This is a genomic window from Aquimarina sp. 2-A2, from assembly GCF_045505135.1.
Taxonomy (GTDB): domain Bacteria; phylum Bacteroidota; class Bacteroidia; order Flavobacteriales; family Flavobacteriaceae; genus Aquimarina; species Aquimarina intermedia.
In genome coordinates, this window is record NZ_JBJKFI010000007.1 from 200,749 (window position 1) to 222,270 (window position 21,522).

Genomic DNA, 21,522 nt, shown 5'->3' on the forward strand with positions numbered 1-21,522 from the left:
CGACTACCCCCAAGTTTGCCTTAGTTATTCCTACCCAAATTCTTAACAGAAGCTTAGTAGATCTGAAAAAGGTGATTTGTAATTAAAGTATAATTTTATCCTTTTTTAAATATAACAGATGAAATATTGGATCTTAGGGGTTTTTGTGATATTTGTGAGCACATATGCTCTTGCGCAAACCAAAGTAAGTGGTCATGTACGTGACACCAACCAACAACCCATTCCTTTTGCTAACGTAGTTTTTGAAAATTCAACAATCGGAACCATCACAAATGAAAACGGTAAGTTTTATATTGAATCTGATGATACATATGATGCAATAAAGGTGTCCTTTATAGGCTTCCAAACTCAAACCATTACATTAGATCGCAAAACTAATTATGAAATAGAGATTCTCTTAGAAGAAGAGACGAATTCTCTTGATGAGGTAGTTATATACAAGGGCAAGACTTCAAAAAAGAATAATCCGGCAATTGATATTCTTAGAAAGATATGGGAGAATAGACGAGATAATGGAGTTAAAAAATTTAAACAATATTCGTATGATAAATACGAGAAGTTAGAATTTGATTTAAACACTATTGACAGCGCCCTTATCAATAGCCGTGTTTTCAACGGAATGGAATTCATATTTGATGATATCGATACGTCAAGAATTTCAGGTAAAACTTATTTACCCATCTTTCTTAATGAAGCAATCTCTAAAGTCTATGGAGACAACATTCTCAACGAGACTAAGGAAGTTTTGACCGGTAATAAAAACGCAGGATTTAGCAACAATCAAACACTTATTGCATTTGTAAAAGACCTCTATTCTGATTACAACATCTACGATAATTATTTAAAGTTTTTTGACAAGAGTTTTACCAGTCCGCTATCAAGAACAGGTATTGGCGTCTATAATTATGTGCTTTCTGATAGTGCTTATGTAGATAATAAATGGTGTTATAATATTGTATATTATCCGAGGCGTAAAAACGAACTCACTTTTAAAGGAGATTTCTGGGTTAACGACACCACTTGGGCCGTCAAACAAATCAGTCTTGAAGTAACTAAAAGCGCCAATATTAACTGGGTAAAGGATCTTTATATCGAACAAGAATTTGATGTACTTAATGATTCCACCTTTTTAATAACTAAAGATTACTTTCAGTCAGATTTTGCTTTTAGCAAAAAAGAAAAATCACGAGGTGTATATGGAAAGAGAACAACACTATATGACAACTATAAATTTGACATACCAAAGGACAAAAAATTCTATCAAAGTCAAATTGATCCTTACAACGAGGATGTTTACAACCGGGATGATCAGTTCTGGTCGAATGCTCGCATGGAAGCTCTCAACAAGGATGAGACAAAGGTCTACAAGCTGCTAGACACTTTACGCACGGTAAAAGCATTTAAGCGTCTTTATAATATAGGAACAATTTTGGCTTCAGGATATGTCGAATTGAATGGATTTGATTTCGGACCTTTATTCTCCTCGTTTGGCTACAATACTATTGAAGGCTTTCGTTTGAGGGCTGGAGGTAGAACTTATTTTACAGCTAATGACCAGTGGAGGATCGAAGGATATGGTGCCTATGGATTTAAAGATGAAAAATTCAAATATGGAATTTCGGGAAAATATTTATTAGACAGGAAATCGCGACTTATCGTCTCTGCAGGTAATCGTAGAGATGTAGAACAACTTGGCGCCAGTCTCACCAATACAAATGATGTTGAAGGTCGCAGTTTAGCATCCTCATCCGTTATAGCCACAGGTGACAATAACCGCCTAACATCAATTAATCTAACCGCACTTTCGCTGGAAATTGAACCTCGTAAAAATCTAACAATTGGTATCACAGGATCTTTCAGGAAACTGAAACCTGCTGACAGGGAATTGTTTAGTTTAGATTTTTATGACCCTGATACTAATGAACTAAAATCCGAAATCAAGCAAACCGAAATCTCTACCAAGATTACCTATTCACCGGGACGTAAAACTACCGGCTATGGTGTGGATAGAATTATCGTGAATGACGGAGACTACGCTCAGCTCTTTCTAAATTATAGTGCCGGTCTTAAGGGTATTGCTGAAAGTGATTTTGAATACGAAAAACTACAGTTTTTTTATAGACAGCCATGGAATGTGGGTGGCTTTGGGAAGTTAAATAGCTCCTTAGAAATAGGTAAAACATTTGGCAATGTTCCATTAGGTTTATTAAGTGTGGTTCCTGGAAATCAGACGTATCTCTCGATCTATAATACTTTTCCGCTACTTAATTTTTATGAATTTGTGACAGATACGTATACATCCCTTCATTTAGAACATAACTTCAACGGCCGAATTTTTTCAAGAATTCCGCTATTAAGAGAACTCAATCTTAGAGAGCTTGTAGGCGTTAGAGGTGTTTGGGGAGAATTATCCGATGAGAACAGATTACTTAGTGAACCCTCTGAGCTACTTCTAATTGCTCCCAACGAGGAAATTTATTGGGAATATAGCGTTGGTGTTGGAAACATTTTTAAAATTTTCAGAATTGATTTTCATTTTAGGGGTAACTACTTTGATAACCCTGATGCTCGTAGTTTTGGTGTTACCGGATCCTTTGGCTTCTACTTCTAAAAGGTTTACGAATAATCAGCTCATTTCAAATTAGTTAACACACACCAAAAGACATCTCTAAATTAAATTTTACTTATCGTACTTTAAAAAATTAATAATTTTGGATAAAATTTAAGTTTAACCTTTATCCAACCCCCTGTAATTGTTATATTTGCCGCCCATTAAAAGTAGAATAAATATGAGCGCAGCAACACGCGAGAGTTTTGACGTTTTGATCGAAATTCCAAAAGGAAGTAGAAATAAATACGAATACGACTTTGATATAAAGAAAATACGATACGATCGTATGATATTTTCTTCTATGATGTACCCGGCAGATTATGGTTTCATTCCTGAAACTTTAGCTCTAGACGGAGATCCTTTGGATGTTTTGGTATTAGTTACAGAACCTACTTTTCCAGGTTGTGTGATGGAAGTTAAACCAATCGGAGTATTTCACATGGCAGATGAAAAAGGTCCAGATGAAAAAATCATTTGTGTTCCTATCTCTGATCCGATAGCAAATAGCATTTCTGATCTTAGTGAACTAAACCCTCATTTAATTAAAGAAATTGAACATTTTTTCCAGGTTTATAAAGATCTTGAAAAGAAAAAAGTTGATGTTGGGGATTGGGGCAATCAAAGTGCAGCCAAAGATATTATCAAAGCTTGTGTAAAACGTTTTGAAGATTTGGCAGACAAACCTAAAGGACTTTTTAGCATCAGCTAAAAACAGCATATAATTATCCTAAAAGCGCAATATTTTACATAAAATATTGCGCTTTTTGTATTTAAATGAATTTTACTACATTTAAACTTCATTAACTAAATACAAACTATATGCAATCAAACATGATCCTAATCCCCATAGCCTTAGCTATACTGGGATTGCTCTTTATGCTCATAAAAATGTCTTGGGTAAAAAAACAATCTCCGGGAAGCGAAAAAATGCAGCAAATCTCTAAAAGTATCAAAGAGGGCGCCCTAGCATTTCTCTCTGCAGAATATAAATTACTTCTGATTTTTGTACTTATTGCTTCCATCGCACTTTTTGGGATTTCAATGTTTGTTGAAACTACCAGCTGGATGATCGTCCCTGCGTTTGTAATAGGAGCTATTTTTTCAGCGCTTGCAGGTAATATTGGTATGCGAATCGCTACCGAAGCAAATGCACGAACTGCAGAAGCTGCAAAAACAAGTTTACCGCAAGCATTGAAAGTTTCTTTCGGTGGCGGAACGGTAATGGGCTTGGGCGTAGCCGGTTTGGCTGTTTTAGGCCTAAGTCTGTTCTTTCTTTTCTTCACTAATCATTTTATGTCATCAACCGGTGATTTCTATGAAAACATGACTATCGTTCTGGAAGCACTGGCAGGTTTCTCTCTTGGTGCAGAATCCATTGCGCTATTTGCACGTGTTGGTGGGGGCATCTATACTAAAGCAGCAGATGTAGGTGCTGATTTGGTTGGAAAAGTAGAAGCCGGAATCCCTGAAGATGATCCTAGGAACCCAGCAACCATAGCTGACAATGTGGGTGACAATGTGGGAGATGTTGCAGGAATGGGCGCAGATTTATTTGGTTCCTATGTTGCTACAGTTTTGGCCGCAATGGTATTAGGTAATTATGTTATACGCGATATGTCTGTTACCTCTCAGTTTACAGATGACTTTAATAATATGGGACCTATTTTGCTTCCTATTGTTATAGCCGGAGTGGGTATCTTAGCATCCATTATTGGAACATTTCTAGTTTCTATAAAGAATAATGATGCTAAAGAAGCTCAGGTACAACGTGCACTAGATATAGGAAATTGGGGAGCTATATTGATTACCGTTATCGCCAGTTACTTTTTGATTCAATACATGCTTCCGGAGACGATGCAGATGAACTTTTTTGGTGAAGGATCAAAAATAATTCCTTCCATGAATGTTTTCTACTCCTGTATTATCGGACTAGCGGTAGGGGCGTTAATTTCTATGGTAACGGCTCATTACACTAGTTTAGGTAAAAAGCCCGTTTTAGATATCGTTAAGAACAGTTCTACAGGGGCTGCCACCAATATTATTGCAGGATTAGCCGTTGGTATGAAATCGACGTTTTTATCTGTTTTATTATTCGCTGCGGCAATTTATGGATCTTACGAACTTGCCGGATTTTATGGTGTAGCTCTAGCGGCTTCGGCCATGATGGCAACGACAGCCATGCAACTAGCAATTGATGCCTTTGGTCCTATTGCGGATAATGCTGGCGGAGTTGCAGAAATGAGCAACTTGGAGGATCATGTTAGGGAACGAACAGATATTTTAGATTCTGTAGGGAATACAACCGCGGCCGTTGGTAAAGGGTTTGCAATTGCTTCGGCAGCCTTAACTGCTTTAGCTCTATTTGCGGCATATGTGACGTTTACCGGAATTGATGGTATTAATATTTTTAAAGCTGATGTCTTGGCGGCATTATTTGTCGGAGGAATGATTCCTGTCGTATTCTCGGCTCTGGCAATGAAATCTGTAGGAAAAGCTGCCATGGAAATGGTTCAGGAGGTACGCAGACAGTTTAGAGAAATTCCAGGGATTCTCGAAGGAACGGGTACTCCCGAATATGCTAAATGTGTAGATATTTCCACAAAAGCAGCCTTAAAAGAAATGATATTACCAGGATTATTAACCATTATCAGTCCTATTCTTATAGGGGCTTTCTTTGGAGCAGAACCGCTAGGAGGTTATATGGCTGGCGTATGCGTATCTGGTGTGATGTGGGCTATTTTTCAAAATAATGCCGGTGGTGCCTGGGATAATGCCAAAAAATCATTTGAAGCTGGCGTGGAGATTGATGGAAAAATGACATTTAAGGGATCTGAAGCTCACAAAGCTGCTGTTACAGGTGACACCGTAGGAGATCCTTTTAAAGACACTTCTGGTCCATCGATGAATATCCTAATTAAATTGACATGTTTAATAGGACTGGTGATTGCGCCGATACTAGGCGGTCATCATTCGGATACTGAGTTATCTCCCAATCAGGTAATTGAATCAATCGAAGCTCTTAATGTTGCCAATTTTGAAGTGGAGATCAGCGTGATAGATGACAAAGCTACCGCTACGGTTCTTTATGTAAAAGATGGAAAAAGTTTTAGAGAGACCTATGCAGGTTCAGAAACCTCGGTTAGGGCGGATATTGAAAAACTTAAAAACTCCTTAAAATAAATCAAAAATTAATTACTAACCTCGTCTCTCGACGAGGTTTTTTTATCTTTAGCCCTACAAGATATTTCCATGTTTAGAAGAAAACCTTTACGCATCAATTCTTATTTAAGTTACGGTACGCCTTCTCATTTTAGAGCATCAGGAAGAGCTTTAGAGTTTCGAAATGTTGAATTCATCAATGATTTAAATCAGTGGCGTACACTAATTAATATTTATAAGCAATTTGAAAGTGACGAAATTCGTAATAGTGAACTCCTTCTAAAGCTATCTAATGGTTTAAAATTCTCTACAAAGACGGATAAAGAAGGATATTATGTTTTTGATCGTGATATTGAAAATTTACATGAACTGGCAGATAGTCAAGGATGGGTCAAGTATGTGGCATCCTTTGATGATGATACCTCACCAATCATAAAGAATAATATTTTTGAAGGTGAAATGATTATACCATCGTCAAAAGCCAACTATGGAATTATAAGTGACATCGATGACACCATTTTACATACAGGAGTTGCTTCCTTTATGAAGTGGCGACTAATTAGAAACACATTTTTTAGAAATTTTGATAAGCGTATGCCGCTGGAAGGGACTTCACAGTTCTACAAAAAACTACAATTGGGAACACTTAAAGAACCATTGAATCCATTTTTTTATATTAGTAACAGCCCTTGGAATTTATATGATTATCTAACAGCCTTCTTAAAACGACATTATTTTCCTAAAGGCCCAATATTGCTGCGGGATTTTAGAAATCCATTTGAAAGAAAACCTAAAGTCAAACTTCCGCACAAAGAACGAGAGATTATAAATTTGCTCAGGATATACCCTGATTTAAAATTTGTTTTGATTGGTGACAGCGGAGAAAAAGATGCAGATATTTACACCAATATTGCTCAGCAATTTCCTGATAGAATTCTAGCAATTTATGTACGAAGCGTAAATCACGCAAAGCGCTTTCAACGTATTCAAAGTATTGTAGACAATTTTAAGACTACGCCAATGCTTCAAGTAAAAACCTCTGAAGAAGCCGAGGCACACGCTCGCAATATAGGACTGATCCTATAAATTTAATTTTTTAGACTTCGAACCTCAGATGTAAGTGTCTTCATTGCCTCTTGCAGTTGCTTCAAGCTAGCACTATCGGTTTGTGAATCTACATTAAAACTCAACTTGCTATTCACTTCCCATAACTCCATGATCTGATGAGATTGTATTGGGTAAGGTAAATATTCAGGATTCAACGAGACCAAGGTAAGCGTACTTGCATCAGGACTTTTACGAATCTTTTTTACCAACACACTATCCTCTAAAACAATGACATACATATTATTGTCAGTCACCTCAGATAAATTGGAGATGGCCTTTCCAATCACCCATTCTTTGGGTTCTAAAACGGGAAGCATACTATCCCCTTCAACTTGAAAACCTCGATACGTGGCATTACGGTATTCGGACAAGGGTATATTAAACGCCGGCAATTGTTGATACCACTCTACATCCTGTACATTTTGTGGATACCCCGCGGCAGCCTTCACATTAACCAATACGATGTTCTCATTATCCTCTGCATCAACAGTCACCACTTTTGGTGCTACATCCACAGCAGATAATTTAATGTTTTTTTGTTCACTCTCACCGAACAACCATAAAGGATTTAAACTAAATTCTCGTAACAAATTAGCCACTACTCTACCAGAAATTTTCGTTTTTCCACGTTCTATATCTGCCGTAGAATTTTTAATCCCCAGCACCTTGGCGAATTCAGACTGCGTATAATGTTTCTCTTCGCGAATCTGCTTGAAACGCTTAATGGTTTGGTTGGTTGAATGTTCCATAATTAAATTTATGTTTTTGGAAATGTTCATAACAAATATATCAATTTTTGGAATATTTCCAATTTTAACAGTTATAAATTTTTATTTTAATGGAATATTTCCATAAATTTGGAATCTTTACAAAACAGAAAAAAATGAACGTAGTATCAACTCATATTCCCGTTAAAGAGCAAGTAATAAAATATTCATTGAATAATACAATGGGTGCTCTTGACCAACTAGCCCTTGCGTTTACTCAAAAAGGATTTTCATTTAAAAGAAATTATAAAATAGGCAATTATACTTTTGACTTTTACCATCCGTCGTTGCGTCTGGCTATCGAAATTGATGGGTATGCACATGAATTCTCAGAAATTGTGAATCAAGATCGTCCTAAAAAACTTTTAATTCCTTCTTTAAATCTTCATGTGCTGCGTTTTACTGATCACCAAATCTTGGTAGATAGTGAAGAAATTTTTAGAGCTATAAAAACGCATAACCCATTGGATAAGGAAATTAATTATGTCGTTTGATCGTATTGAAGAAAAGTTGTCTATCCTTGCGGACGCAGCAAAATATGACGTTTCCTGTTCCAGTAGTGGTGCAAAACGTACAAATGCTACCAAAGGATTAGGAAATGCTACGAATAGTGGAATATGCCATAGCTACACAGAGGATGGTCGCTGTGTATCTTTGTTAAAAATTCTGCTTACTAATCACTGTATTTTTGATTGTGCGTATTGCGTAACAAGAAAAAGTAATGATATTAAACGAGCAGCTTTTAAAATTCAGGAAGTTGTAGATCTCACGATTAATTTTTACCGTCGCAACTATATTGAAGGGCTTTTTCTAAGTTCCGGAATTTTCAAAAGTGCTGATTACACGATGGAACGATTGGTTCAAGTGGCTAAAAAATTACGCTTGGAGGAAAACTTTAATGGCTACATTCACCTGAAATCAATTCCGGGTGCCAGCGATGAGTTAATGAGAGAGGCTGGGTTGTACGCGGATCGCCTAAGTGTTAATATAGAAATACCTACGATATCCGGTTTAAAATTATTAGCTCCTGATAAAGACCATAAGGACTTTATCAAACCGATGCTGAAAGTAAAAAATGAAATTATTCAATATAATACAGAGAGAAAAATCATAAAAAATACACCGAGGTATGCCCCTGCCGGTCAAAGTACCCAAATGATTATTGGCGCAACAGGAGAAAGTGATAGGGATATTATGTACTCAGCTACACATTATTACAAAAATTATAATATGAGACGGGTATATTATTCGGGTTATATTCCTATTAGTACCGATAACAGGCTTCCCTCTATAGGATCTGAAGTTCCGATTTTGAGAGAGAACAGGTTATATCAAACCGATTGGTTACTTCGTTTTTATGGTTTTAATGTGTCTGAGCTACTTAATGAAAACCATAAGAATTTAGAGTTAGATATTGATCCCAAATTGAGTTGGGCGCTTCGTAATTTGCATTTGTTTCCTATTGATATCAATAAGGCCGACAAACGGTTGATTGCAAGAGTGCCTGGAATTGGCATGCAGTCTGTCAATAAAATTACCCAAGCCAGGCATTTTAGAAATCTGGATTGGTCTCATTTAAGAGCGATTGGTATCGCAATGAATCGTGCCCAATATTTTATAATCTGTAACTCCCGTGAGTTCAATAGAAAAGAATATGCTGCTGATCACTTAAAACAATTAATTCTTTTAAACTCTAAAAGCAAGTATCAAAAACACTTTGACCAACAATTGAGTTTGTTTTAATGTTCATTCACTATTAATATGTTAACAAAATTACTTTATGACGGAAGCTTTGAAGGTCTCTTAACATGTATTTTTATAATCTTTGAAGAACGATTAAAGGATTTCTCTATTGAAAAAAAGGCAGAAGCTACTACTGAACTATTTGGAGATCATCAGGATGTATTTACTGATTCTATAAAAGCTGATCGCGTATGGACCGGTTTCAAAAAACATAGCACAAAGAATCAGCAGCAGCAAATTTTAAAAGTATTTCTTAGTGAGATCAAAGGAATGGAAAATACCTTAGCTACGTATTTTATCAACAGTTTCACTATAAAAAAACATAGGGGAAATGATTATAGTAACCCAACTATTTTGAAAATTAGTCAAGTAGCTAAGATGGTTGGCAGAGAAAAGCACAGAATGGAGGCTTTTGTTCGTTTTCAGCATACCATAGAAGATGAATATGTGGCGTTTGTAGAACCGGATTTCAATGTACTTCCTTTGATTTCAGCTCATTTCAAAGATCGTTATGCAGATCAAAAATGGTTAATTTATGATGTCAAAAGATCATACGGAATTCAGTATAATTTAAGAGAAGTCAGGCTAGTGACCATCGACATGCTTACAAAACCTCAACCTAAGATTCATTCAAATTTATTAAGTTCTAAAGAACTTAAGTATCAAAAATTATGGAATACCTACTTTGAAAAGGTAAATATAGCTTCGAGAAAAAACACAAAGTTACATGTGCAACATATCCCTCTTAGGTACTGGAAATACCTTACTGAAAAGACCATGATTCCTTAATACAACTGTCATACTTCTTATGTTCCTAGATGCTATTGTATTCCTAAATAAAGTAGCTGAAGCTCAATTTTTTAATTAATTTTATTATGTATGCGTAATAAAATTTTAAATAAATAAAATAATACACTAGATTTGGCGTTAAATAACCCATTAACTATATCTATCAATTATGAAAAATTTATTTTTAGGAGCAGTAGCTGTATTATTATTATCAGTTACTTCATGTAAAGAAACTGCAAACAAAGCAGAAGAAGCTGGTGAAGCAATCGAAAACGCGGCTGATGAGGCAACTCAAGCAGCTACTGATGCTGTTCAAGAAGCAGATAAAGCTTTAGAAGAAGCTGGTGATGCTTTAGAAGAAGCAGGTGAAAACGCTAGTGATGCTGCAAAAGAAGCAGTTGAAGAAGCTGACAAAGCTATCGAAGAAGCTGGTGATGCTTTAGAAAAAGCTAAAGAAGACACTAAAGATGCTATGAACCAATAGTCATAGTATTTCAATAGATTACAATGAACCATCCTTGTTACCAAGGATGGTTTTTTTATTACGCATCAAAACTGAACCCATTCTGTTTTGTTGAGAATGCTACCTCTTTTAGATTCCCCTTTTTCATCCTTGTTATAATACCCCATATAAAAAAATCCTAAACACCGCTCACCCTCCTCCAAAGTAAGTAAGTCTGACAAGTAGTCCTTTAGTACCGGACTACTCCAATAACAACCTATATCATTCACTTCACAGGTTAACCACATATTCTGCACAGCCATAGCAACTGCTGAGACTTCTTCCCATTCGGGAACTCTTTCTTTTGGATCGCGCTGCATACATATCGCAACAATTGTATCTGTTGCTTTACATTTATCTACTATTTTTTTATATTTAAAGGGAGAGAATTTGTCATCAGGAGTAATATCCAAGTAAGTATTAGCTAAAAATTCTCCTAATCTATCCTTAGCTTCCTCTCTAAAAATTTTAAATCGCCAAGGTTCTGTTTTTTTATGGGTTGGTGCCCAGTTTGCATTTTCCAATATTTGATCAATCAATACTTTGTCGATTGGCTTCTCAATATATTGTGCGGGAAAAACAGAACGTCTTTCCCTGATAATATCGTTAATATCTCGTGTCATCTTTCTGCATTATTTTAATATAGGCAAACTACAGTTTTGGATTATATTTTGCACTCTTGAAATTAATCTTATGAAAAATTTAATATATCTTAAGCTTCTTCCAAATCAAAAAAGATTGATCGATCATTAGTTCACATCCGTATCAATACTAAAAAAATCTACCAGGTACTTGTTAAGCTAACCCTTATTTACGTTGAAGCAAATATTGTTGCTTACCCTGCTTAACCAGTTTATAGGTATCCCGTATGTGCGAAGCGCCTCGAACATTTAAGGAGTCAGAAAGTATGCTGAGCCAGTCGCTTCGGTGTACGATTGCATTATCCAGAATTACATCTTCCAAATTGGCATTGATCATATTTGTACCCCATAGCTTTGCTTCAGAAAGATCTGCACCTTTTAAATTAGCCTGTGTAAGATTGGCATTGGTTAGATCTGCACTTAACAATTCCGCCTTTTCTAGATTTGCTCTTCGCATTTTAGCATTTTTAAGCGTTGCATCAGACAAATTTATACCGCTTAAAATAGCATCATTCAACTCTGCCCGCTCAAGATTTGCTGCCGGCATTTGAGCATCGCTGAAATCAGAAAAATCCAATCTCGCATACTTTAATCGCGCATCTCTCCCCAAATTGACTAATTTTAAATCTGTGTAGTGAAAATCAGCGGAATTGAGGATATCCTGAGAAGATTCAGCACTCAAATCACTTTTTAATAAACTAAATAGCAATTGTCCACGCTCAGGGCTTATAGGATCCTTTATGAGCGCACCATCATCAATATAACGATATGGCTTCATGGCCATACATAAACTGACTATACGAGCTTCTAAGGTCTTACTGATATTACGGGCACCGGATCCTTTATACTTTAGCTCTTCATTTAGATCTCCCAATACATCTCCCATCAAAAATACTAACGAGGACCTTCTGTCTGCTTCGATTAAACTGGTTTGATTATTAATGTACTTGTTCTGATTATACAATAGCGAGGTCTGAAAAATAAGGATCAAAGAGGGAACTATCGTCATAAAAAAAGCAAAGATACCGATTCGCGTAAATCGATAAACGATATTTGAAGTTACATCCGCTACAGTATCCACAGACAACGTTTTGGAATGTTTATATTCAACTATTGCATTTTGTATACTTTTTTTAAGTCGGATTCCTAAGAGTGGAATGCTAGATTTTTTGAGTAACCAGAAACCCATCTTTTTTTTGCGCTTTTTTTCAGCTTCAATTTGATTAAGTCTATTCTGGAGAATCTCTTTTTCGTTCTCTAATTGTTTAATATATGTTTCTTGGGACACAGATCAGTAATTTTCAGGATTTATGATAAGGGCTATACTAGTTTAACGCTTTAAAGATAAACTATATTTCAAAACCAATTTATAAACTCAATCCATATCGATATCAAAATCTTGTATAATACACTTGGAATAGTGGTGCTTCAACTCTCTCTTATAATGTACCAACTGCTTTATATAATTTTGTATAAAAATTTTCTTTTGTTCATCTTCAGGAAAATTGTTGCTCTCTAAAATAACATAGGTTATCAAGTCACGAATTTTTCTTCGAAGTTCATGAATATCTACAATTGTATAATTTTCTTTCATTTAGGTTTTATTAGTATTCAAAAAGTACTAACAAAAAACTCTTCCTACAATTACAAAGAACAATCATCAGATCGATTTCCGACCAATGACACAAACCTTCGTTTTACCGCATTTAGAGGATTAAAAATAGTAAGCTTCCTACTCTCAAATCACTAACTCATTTAGTACGAATTTAGTCAGACAGGGTTAAACTCTGTTAAAGCAACACTTAGCCCTGAGTCCCATGCTTAATTTTAAAAAAAGTACCTAATGAAAAAGTATACAGGATTACACTTGCAATTTATCAATGGTTCGTGGGAAGAAAGTAAGCAATCATCATCCGATATAGAAAACAGAAATCCCTATTCGGGCGATAAAATTGATACCATAAAAGGAGCCACTCAAGCAGAAGTGGACAAAGCTTACGCAGCCGCAGCCCAAGCTGCTAAAACATGGAGTCAAACGCTACCTCAAGAACGATCAGAAGTACTACATAAGCTTACCCATGTGATGCAAGATCGAAAAGAAGAAATTATCGAATGGTTGATAAAAGAATCAGGTAGTACCTATATAAAAGCATCCATAGAATTCCAGATATGTATTAACATTATCAGAGAAGCTTCATCATTTCCGTTACGATCTCACGGATTTATCTTTAATTCGGGAACCCCGGGAAAAGAAAGTCGTGTATATCGTAAACCTCTAGGTGTTATCGGTATTATTAGTCCGTGGAACTTCCCCTTGCATCTATCCATGCGTTCTGTTGCCCCTGCTATCGCATTGGGTAATACTATTGTTATTAAGCCGGCATCGCAAACTCCCGTTACAGGAGCAACCCTACTCGCTAAACTTTTTGAAGAAGCAGGGTTAGCAAAAGGTGTGCTAAATGTAGTTATAGGCAGAGGATCTGATATTGGTGATTATTTTGTCAAACATCCAACACCAAAATTGATATCCTTTACCGGTTCTACTCCTGTGGGAAAAAATATCGGTAAGCTTGCCGGTGAAGCATTAAAGCGCGTATCGCTCGAATTGGGCGGAAATAATGTTTTTATTGTCATGAAAGATGCGGACATTGAAAAAGCGGTCGATGCAGCGATTTTTGGAAAATTTATGCATCAAGGACAAATATGCATGTCCATCAATCGGCTTGTTATCCATGAGGACGTTGCGGATGAATTTGTTTCTAAATTTGTCAAAAAAGCCAAAGCTTTAAAATCAGGTAACCCCATGGATCAAGAGGTCATTATTGGACCTTTAATTAATACTGATCAGGTAGCACGAATTCAAAAAGATATTGAGGCCAGTACGAAAGCCGGCGCAAAAATTATTTTGGGCGGAAATGCAAAAGACGCCTTATTAGAAGTTACCATTTTAGATCATGTAACAGATGATATGCCAATTGCTGAAAATGAAATTTTTGGACCGGTTGCACCTATCATTCGCTTCAAAACTGAAGAAGAGGCGCTAAATATAGCCAACTCCAAGGACTTTGGCTTAAGCGGAGCCTTGCACACCAAGGACATAGAAAAAGGAACAGCCTTTGCCAGAAGTGTAGAAACCGGCATGATCCACATCAATGATCAAACAGTTAATGATGAAGCAAACGCTCCTTTTGGTGGTGAAAAAGGATCAGGGCTTGGTCGTTTTAATGGCGACTTTGTGCTAGAAGAGTTTACCCGATTACAATGGGTAACAGTACAGCATGAACGAAGAGATTATGCGCCTTTTGCCTAATCTTCTCTTAGTGTATTCTAACCCATGATCATATAAAAATATAATTAACATTGCTGTGCGATAAATTAACATTTATACTTAATTTATTAACTCATTTGAACTGTTTTTAACAAGGCTAATCGAAAAGAATTATATTTGTCGCTTACACAAATTATCCTTTATAATTCATGATTACACCTGTCTATCCCGTAAATGAGGTGGAACGTCTACGTTCTTTACAAAATTTAAATATTTTGGATACCTTACCCGAAAATGAATATGATAACATTACAGAACTTGCAGCTTTTATTTGTAATACAACTACATCTCTAATTTCACTTGTAGATGAAGAACGTCAATGGTTTAAGTCAAGACAGAATATGCCATTGTCTGAAACGCACAGGAAGCATTCTTTTTGTGCACACGCGATTAACAATCCAGAAGAGACCTTTATTATACCAGATGCTACCAAGGATCAACGCTTTTTTGATAATCCTTTGACATGTTCCAATACGCCGGTTATATTTTATGCTGGTGTTCCTTTATTAGACAAAGAAGGTCATGCCTTGGGAACTTTATGTGTGATTGATGACAAGCCTAACACCCTTTCTCCTAAGCAAGAAAAAGCGCTTAAAAAGTTAGCGTTACAAGTGGAAAAATTGTTTGAATTAAGAAAAGCAAATAGCACATTAGAAGAAACCAAGGAAAGTCTAAAAAATCATAATGATCTGTTGCAAAATTTTGCGGGTATTGTATCACATGATATGAAAATGCCATTGTCCAACATGATCATTACCTCTGATCTATTACAAAAAAAATACGATAATGTTCTGGACGCATCAGGTCTTAAATATATGACGTATCTTAAGAAGTCTGCGATGTCATTAAGTCATTATATTACTAATATTTTAGATCATTATGAGAGTACGGCCTACAGTAGGGAAAACGTACAATCTTTTGATATAAACACATTGCTTGAAGATATTGTAGAGCTTCTACAGATTAAATATGACTGTGAAGTACATCTTCCGGATCTCAACATAGAGGCTACCTGTAACAGAACGGCACTGGAACAGATCTTTCTTAATCTTATTGGTAACAGTTTAAAATACAATGATAAAAACACTATTCAAATTTTTATTGACGCTAAGGAAATGCCAAACTATTACGAATTTAGCATAAGGGATAATGGCATTGGTATAGAAAAAGAAAAAATAGATTCCATTTTTGAATTATTTACGACCGTGGGTCATTTAGACAGAGATGGAAACAAAGGGCATGGTATTGGATTGTCCACAGTCAAAAAACTGGTTGAAACTCTTAAAGGAACTATTACTGTTGATTCACAAATTGGTAGCGGGACGACTTTTACGTTTACCGTAGCAAAATAGGAATTTTGCTGGTATTCTTGTATTAAAAACTGCCAAATATAGACAAAAGACGGCTCAAAGATTTGAGTCGTCTTTTTTTTGGAAATCACCGCTTATCGATTTTTTTATTCATTTGCCGAAGTTATGTTCGTTTTCTTATGGTAAAAACTCTCTGATCTTAAAATAAATCAGAGTTTTGTTCAACAAACTCTCAAAAATGAAAGCTAAAATTCACCATACTTTTTTAATTGATGACAACAAAACGACCAATTTTTTAAATCAATATTTACTTTTGAAATATGGGACTTTCGGTCAAATTCATAAATTCGAAAGTGGTGCCTCAGCCATTTCGTTTTTTGAAGAATATAATACACAACTACATCAGCGAACAATTCTGATATTTCTTGATATTCATATGCCAACTATGAATGGCTGGGAGTTGCTGAGACAATTGAAACAACTTGATAAAAATTATTCATTTAATCTCAAAGTAATTATATTAAGTACAGCTAATGAAACATGGTTTCAAAAAAAACGCTTACGGTTTGATTTTGTAATAGAATGGATCAAGAAGCCGTTGTCCATTGAAAAATTAGATAGGGTTATTGCTAAACAATTTGCTTTAAGAATTTCCTGATAAGAATCCTTCTTAACGAATAGTCTTATGTACCGGGGAGATTAAAACTAAACGTACTTCCCTCACCAACGCTACTTTTCACTGCAATAGTGCCTCCGGCATTCTCCAGCATATCTTTGCAAAGCATAAGTCCTAAACCTGTTCCTTCTTCTCCTGCAGTACCGACTTGCGTAAGAGAAATTCTATCTTTGAAGAGTTGACTTAAGGTATTTGTCGTCATTCCTATACCCGTATCAATTACCTCAACCTTAATATTCGTACCCTCATAGGTCGCTCGTACGGTTATCGTACCACTATCTCTGGTAAATTTAACGGCATTTGCAATCAGATTGCGAATTACAAATGAAATAAGATTGTTATCTACATAGAACATTTGATCTTTATTGATCGTATTTTCAATCTTCAAATTTTTCTTGTAAATACGGTTTTCAAAAAGTTTTAGGGTATCGTCCACAATCTGATACAAGTTGCAATCGGATTTTAATACCTCTTTATTTGCCAACTGAGATTTGGCCCATAGCAACAGATTATCCATTAAAAATTGAATCTTATTTAGCTCCAATTGGACTGTAGCTGTACATTCTTTCAACTCCTCTTCGCTTAGCGCGATTTGGTCATCGTTAAAAATCTGCAGTAATCCATCAAGTGTAGCCAAGGGCGCCCTAACATCATGAGAAATTATAGAAAATATTTTATCTTTCATCACATTAAGCTTTTCTAGCTGATCGTGTTGTCTAGCAATAATCATGGCTTGCTCTGCCATTTCTTCTTTATCTTTTTTTATTCTAAGGTAGGCATCATGTAATTTGAGGGTGGCTCGTACTCTGGCAATAAACTCAAGTTTATCAAAAGGCTTTTTGAGATAGTCATGCACTCCAGCCTCAAAACTATCTTTCATCGATGCTGCATCAATTTTTACCGCAGATATCATAATAAACGGGATATCCTTTGTTTCTTCAAGTTTTTTAAGATTTCTGAGTAATTCTAAACCATTCATCTCTGGCATTTCCCAATCAGATAAAATTATATCAGGTATAATCTGCACCGCCAACTGCAAAGCAATCTTACCATTGGGTGCAGCGTATATTTTTCTGCCTAAATCCATTTCTTTTAAAATGTGGGTAATCAATTTGATGTTTTCAGGTTGATCATCCACAACTAATACGGAGTATTCCATTACAACTGATTTGTGATTAGAGTTATGCCTGGTCAAGGGCTAAATTTTTATAATGTGAGAAGCTTGCTGTATTGAAACTTGTCAAAGCATGCATCATCAAATCTTTCCAAGTTTTGATATTCTGTGTTTCATGATCATTTAATTTTTCAAAGATATCCAACCATTCGCCTGTTTCATAAATTTCTAAAGTATTGATTTTTTTAATGAAAGGTTTTAAAATCAAATAGTCCTTATTTTCCAAAACTAATTTTGCCATAGACGGACTTTTCATAAACAGCTTATGTTCATTTTTAATTTCTTGGTCGTTAACTTTACCTTTACCTTTGGGTATAGTGAAATAAAATATACTTCCCTTGCCAATATTAGAATCTACCCAAAGTTTTCCACCGTGCGCCTCTATTGCCATTTTACAGAACGCTAATCCCAAACCAGTAGATTTTGCTTCTCCAGAACCCCTCACCTCTGCCTGAGTATATTTTGAAAATATAGCGGTTATCTTATCTTCCGGAATTCCGGCACCAAAATCCTGTACACCGATAATTATCCGTTCAGAGGATGTATCTTCTACGTTACTAAAAACTTTGACTACCGCCCCACTTTCTGAAAATTTAATTGCGTTTGATAATAAATTTATCAGAACCCTTTCCACGAGATCCGGATCAATTGTTCCTGACACATTCGAAGATATCGTGTGTTCCAGTGTTATGTTTTTTTGGTTTGCTATAACTTCTACTTGTTTAAAGGATTCCTCCACCAACATAGTTAGGTTCACAATTTGCATCGACAACTGGACATTTGTATTTTCAAATTTCTGCACTTCTAGCATATTTTCAATTAAGTGTAACATGCGTTTACCCGATACATTAATATCTTTTAACACAGGATGAGATGCAGTTTCCGAAGAATAGCCTAGAATACTGACCAATGGATTTTTGAGATCATGCGCTAGCATATTCGTAAAGTCGTTTTTAAATTGCTCCAACGTTTTGAGTTTCTCATAAGCGGTCTCTGTTTTTTCTTTTTCAGCGCTCAATGCTTCATTCTTATACTGTATTGTTCTGGTACGTATCTTTACTTTCTGTTCCAGCTCTCTATTAATTAATTTAACCCGATTCATTTTTACCCAGTAGTACCGATATGCTGCAAGTGCAATTATAAAAACCGTCAGAATTCTAAAATACCAAGATAAAAACCATGGGGTGGGTACCTTTACATCAATTTTAGCATAGGAAGGATTCCATTGCTTATTACTGTTTGTGCTCCTTACTCTAAGCTCGTAGGTGCCAGGATCTAAATTTGTGAATTCGATATGACGATTATTCTTCATGTCACTCCAATCTTTATCACGACCAACTAGTTGGTAAGCATACTCAATTTTCTGCATTTTATCCGGATTGATCGCCGCATAATCAAACGAAACTCTCGACTTATATGGCACTTCTAGCTTAGTTGGAACCACGTGCAACTTTGCATTTTCAACCTCTATGTTCGTAAAAGCAACCTTTGGGAAATTTGTATTCGGTACTACCTCCTCCGGCTTAAAGTAGGTGATTCCGTTTTTGCCTCCAAAATAAAATACATCATTTTCATCTACAACAAAGGCTTCGAGATTAAAATCATCGCTACCCAATCCATCCTGCGTAGAATAATTTGTAAAAGACTCTGATTGTGCGTCAAATCTTGATAAACCCGTATTGGTACTTATCCAATATGCGCCTGTTTTATCTAGTAACATCCCCATCGTAGAGTTATTACTTAAACCATCCTTTTCGGTATAGTTCAGGAATTTATTTTGACCGTAATAAAACTTATTGAGTCCTCCACCAAGGGTTGTAACCCATAAAAAATCTTGAGAAGGCGTATCAAAAATATGCAGGGTTTTATGGCTATTTAAACTCGTATCGACATCAGCATTAGGCAGGTAGCGTGTAAATGTTTTTGATTGTTTGTGATACGAGTTGAGTCCACCACCATAAGTACAAATCCAGATTAATCCTTTATCATCCTGATAAAACGAAGTAATATGATCATCGCTCAGAGAGTTCATCGTATTTGCATCATGACGAATGGATATAAAATTATCTGTATCTGGCTGATATAAATTAATACCACCTCCATACGTACCGATCCATAGTTCTCCATCACGATCCTCAAATAATGCTGTGATAATATTGTGATTTAAAGCCGTCTCAGAGTCGTTTTGAGGCAGATATCTTTTAAAAGTTTCTGTCTCCCTGTCAAAACGATTCAATCCTCCTCCCCAAGTTCCTACCCATAAAGTATTTTGACGATCTTCATAAATTATTCGTACCCAATTATGACTAATACTCTTAGGATCTGCTGAGTTGTTGAGGTAGTGTTTAAATGTCTTCGTGCTTGGATCATACCGATTAAGTCCTCCTCCATAGGTGCCAAACCACAAGAAATTCTTGTGATCTTTATACATGCAGTAGACATTATCGTTACTTAGTGTATTTTTTTGTTTTGGATTATTTTTCAGGGTTTTAAACGGGGTTGATATCATTTTATCAAAACCTTTCATATAAAAACCTATATAAAGCACTCCGTTTGCCCCCACCTCAATACTACTTACATCATTATCATATATCGTATTTATATCGTAAGGGTCCTTTTGATAGGTATAAAAGCCTCGATCTTTGTAAGAATATTGGGACACCCCTTGAGTAGCACTCCCTATCCATAACTTTTCTTCGCCCTGCGCGGTTATTGTCTTTATTTTATTCCCTGCTTTATAAGAATACTTTTTACTTTCTTTAGCATAGAAATAAAAACTATCCGCTTTGCTTTCAAATCGTACTAAACCATCCGTATCAGTGCCTATCCAAACATCACCTTTATGATCGGCATACAAACTCCAAATAGTTTTACTCTCAAAAGATTTATTGAGTCTGAAGGCGGTTACTTCAGTTCTATTCGCTGAAATTTTAAAAAGCCCCAAGTTTTCTGTAGCTACCCATAAGTTGTTCTTAGTATCCTCAGTCAGCGCAGTTATCTTTGCATCCTTCGGAAGTATGCTTAAAGAAGTAAATGTTTCACTTTTTAAGGAAAAAAGGAAAAGTCCTTGTCCTTCTGACCCTACATAGAATCTACCGGAATGATCCTGAAAAAGTGCTTTAATTGCTAAGGTTGCCGAATTACTATCTTGATCGAGAATGTAAAAATTAGAAAAATTGTTAGTCGTTTTGTTATACCTACTCAAACCGGTCTTGGTCCCAAACCACAAGGAAGTATCGCTTAGTTCACGAATAGTCCAAACTGAGTTATCCGAAATTGAAGTGTCATCTCCAAAATCATTACTATAGGAAGAAAATGAATAACCATCAAATTTATTTACGCCGCCAAAATTAGCTATCCAGACAAAATCCCGAGAGTCTTGAAAGATATAGTTTACGCTACTCTGGTTAAGACCATCTTGTTTACCGTAATGACTAATTTTGTATGCTTCTTCTTGCGCGTGGAGTATATTCATAGTATACAGCATACCTATAGCCATATAAAATGACATTTTAGCCATTACATACAAGTCTGGTTTTGAGTAATTTCCGAACCGTATTATAGGATCAAAAAACTTTATAAGTCGTGACATTATTCTATATATTGAATAGAATTAACGGGGGTTGAACAGCTAAGATAGCTGTTACACTTCACATTCATATTAGAAATGCTCAAAAAATGTTATGAAATTTTTAAGAAAACGATTGATGTGTTG

Annotated in this window: 16 protein-coding genes; 11 read left to right on the top strand and 5 right to left on the bottom strand. The window is 35.8% G+C overall.

Annotated features, from left to right (window positions below; translation table 11 throughout):
• The first annotated feature begins 118 nt into the window (after positions 1-118).
• The 4 genes from ACJRPK_RS15835 to ACJRPK_RS15850 all read left to right on the top strand — a co-directional run bounded on the left by ACJRPK_RS15835 (position 119) and on the right by ACJRPK_RS15850 (position 6,856).
• Positions 119-2,611 (top strand): DUF5686 family protein, encoded by a 2,493-nt coding sequence (locus ACJRPK_RS15835; RefSeq protein WP_407141392.1) that lies wholly within the window; start codon positions 119-121, stop codon positions 2,609-2,611.
• Positions 2,612-2,789: 178 nt separating this feature from the next.
• The gene (locus ACJRPK_RS15840) at positions 2,790-3,320 is read left to right on the top strand and encodes an inorganic diphosphatase (RefSeq protein WP_148781560.1); all 531 of its coding nucleotides are present in this window, start codon (positions 2,790-2,792) and stop codon (positions 3,318-3,320) included.
• Between the two features lie 110 nt (positions 3,321-3,430).
• Positions 3,431-5,791 (top strand): sodium-translocating pyrophosphatase, encoded by a 2,361-nt coding sequence (locus ACJRPK_RS15845; RefSeq protein ID WP_407141393.1) that lies wholly within the window; start codon positions 3,431-3,433, stop codon positions 5,789-5,791.
• A 69-nt stretch (positions 5,792-5,860) separates the two neighbouring features.
• Complete coding sequence (locus ACJRPK_RS15850; RefSeq protein ID WP_407141394.1) at positions 5,861-6,856, top strand: App1 family protein; 996 nt, start codon at positions 5,861-5,863, stop codon at positions 6,854-6,856.
• A 2-nt stretch (positions 6,857-6,858) separates the two neighbouring features.
• Here the strand turns inward: ACJRPK_RS15850 and ACJRPK_RS15855 are convergent, their stop codons facing one another.
• Complete coding sequence (locus ACJRPK_RS15855) at positions 6,859-7,626, bottom strand: LexA family transcriptional regulator (RefSeq protein ID WP_148781563.1); 768 nt, start codon at positions 7,624-7,626, stop codon at positions 6,859-6,861.
• A gap of 134 nt (positions 7,627-7,760) precedes the next feature.
• Here ACJRPK_RS15855 and ACJRPK_RS15860 point away from each other — a divergent pair, with 134 nt between their 5' ends.
• The 4 genes from ACJRPK_RS15860 (at position 7,761) to ACJRPK_RS15875 (ending at position 10,660) form a co-directional block, all read left to right on the top strand.
• Positions 7,761-8,138, top strand: coding sequence for an endonuclease domain-containing protein (locus ACJRPK_RS15860; protein WP_407141395.1), 378 nt, complete (start codon positions 7,761-7,763; stop codon positions 8,136-8,138).
• A complete protein-coding gene (locus tag ACJRPK_RS15865; protein WP_407141396.1) occupies positions 8,128-9,387 on the top strand; it encodes a putative DNA modification/repair radical SAM protein in 1,260 nt (419 codons plus the stop codon). The genes ACJRPK_RS15860 and ACJRPK_RS15865 overlap by 11 nt, the downstream gene beginning before the upstream one ends.
• Before the next feature lie 18 nt (positions 9,388-9,405).
• The gene (locus ACJRPK_RS15870) at positions 9,406-10,176 is read left to right on the top strand and encodes a TIGR03915 family putative DNA repair protein (protein WP_407141397.1); all 771 of its coding nucleotides are present in this window, start codon (positions 9,406-9,408) and stop codon (positions 10,174-10,176) included.
• Between the two features lie 169 nt (positions 10,177-10,345).
• Positions 10,346-10,660, top strand: coding sequence for a hypothetical protein (locus tag ACJRPK_RS15875; protein ID WP_211356687.1), 315 nt, complete (start codon positions 10,346-10,348; stop codon positions 10,658-10,660).
• A gap of 65 nt (positions 10,661-10,725) precedes the next feature.
• Here ACJRPK_RS15875 and ACJRPK_RS15880 read toward each other — a convergent pair whose 3' ends face one another.
• Positions 10,726-11,301 carry a nitroreductase gene (locus ACJRPK_RS15880; protein ID WP_407141398.1) on the bottom strand — a complete coding sequence of 192 codons (576 nt, stop codon included), beginning with the start codon at positions 11,299-11,301 and terminating at the stop codon, positions 10,726-10,728.
• A gap of 184 nt (positions 11,302-11,485) precedes the next feature.
• Positions 11,486-12,607, bottom strand: a complete 1,122-nt coding sequence (locus ACJRPK_RS15885; RefSeq protein ID WP_407141399.1) for a pentapeptide repeat-containing protein — start codon at positions 12,605-12,607, stop codon at positions 11,486-11,488.
• Between the two features lie 555 nt (positions 12,608-13,162).
• Here ACJRPK_RS15885 and ACJRPK_RS15890 point away from each other — a divergent pair.
• The 3 genes from ACJRPK_RS15890 (at position 13,163) to ACJRPK_RS15900 (ending at position 16,615) form a co-directional block, all read left to right on the top strand.
• Positions 13,163-14,629, top strand: coding sequence for an aldehyde dehydrogenase family protein (locus ACJRPK_RS15890; protein WP_407141400.1), 1,467 nt, complete (start codon positions 13,163-13,165; stop codon positions 14,627-14,629).
• Between the two features lie 167 nt (positions 14,630-14,796).
• Positions 14,797-15,999: an ATP-binding protein gene (locus ACJRPK_RS15895; RefSeq protein WP_407141401.1), complete on the top strand. Its 1,203-nt coding sequence runs from the start codon at positions 14,797-14,799 to the stop codon at positions 15,997-15,999.
• A 196-nt stretch (positions 16,000-16,195) separates the two neighbouring features.
• Positions 16,196-16,615, top strand: coding sequence for a response regulator (locus ACJRPK_RS15900; protein WP_407141402.1), 420 nt, complete (start codon positions 16,196-16,198; stop codon positions 16,613-16,615).
• Between the two features lie 25 nt (positions 16,616-16,640).
• Here the strand turns inward: ACJRPK_RS15900 and ACJRPK_RS15905 are convergent, their stop codons facing one another.
• Positions 16,641-17,792, bottom strand: coding sequence for a response regulator (locus ACJRPK_RS15905; RefSeq protein ID WP_407141403.1), 1,152 nt, complete (start codon positions 17,790-17,792; stop codon positions 16,641-16,643).
• A 22-nt stretch (positions 17,793-17,814) separates the two neighbouring features.
• The gene (locus ACJRPK_RS15910; RefSeq protein WP_407141404.1) at positions 17,815-21,399 is read right to left on the bottom strand and encodes a two-component regulator propeller domain-containing protein; all 3,585 of its coding nucleotides are present in this window, start codon (positions 21,397-21,399) and stop codon (positions 17,815-17,817) included.
• Between the last annotated feature and the right edge of the window lie 123 nt (positions 21,400-21,522).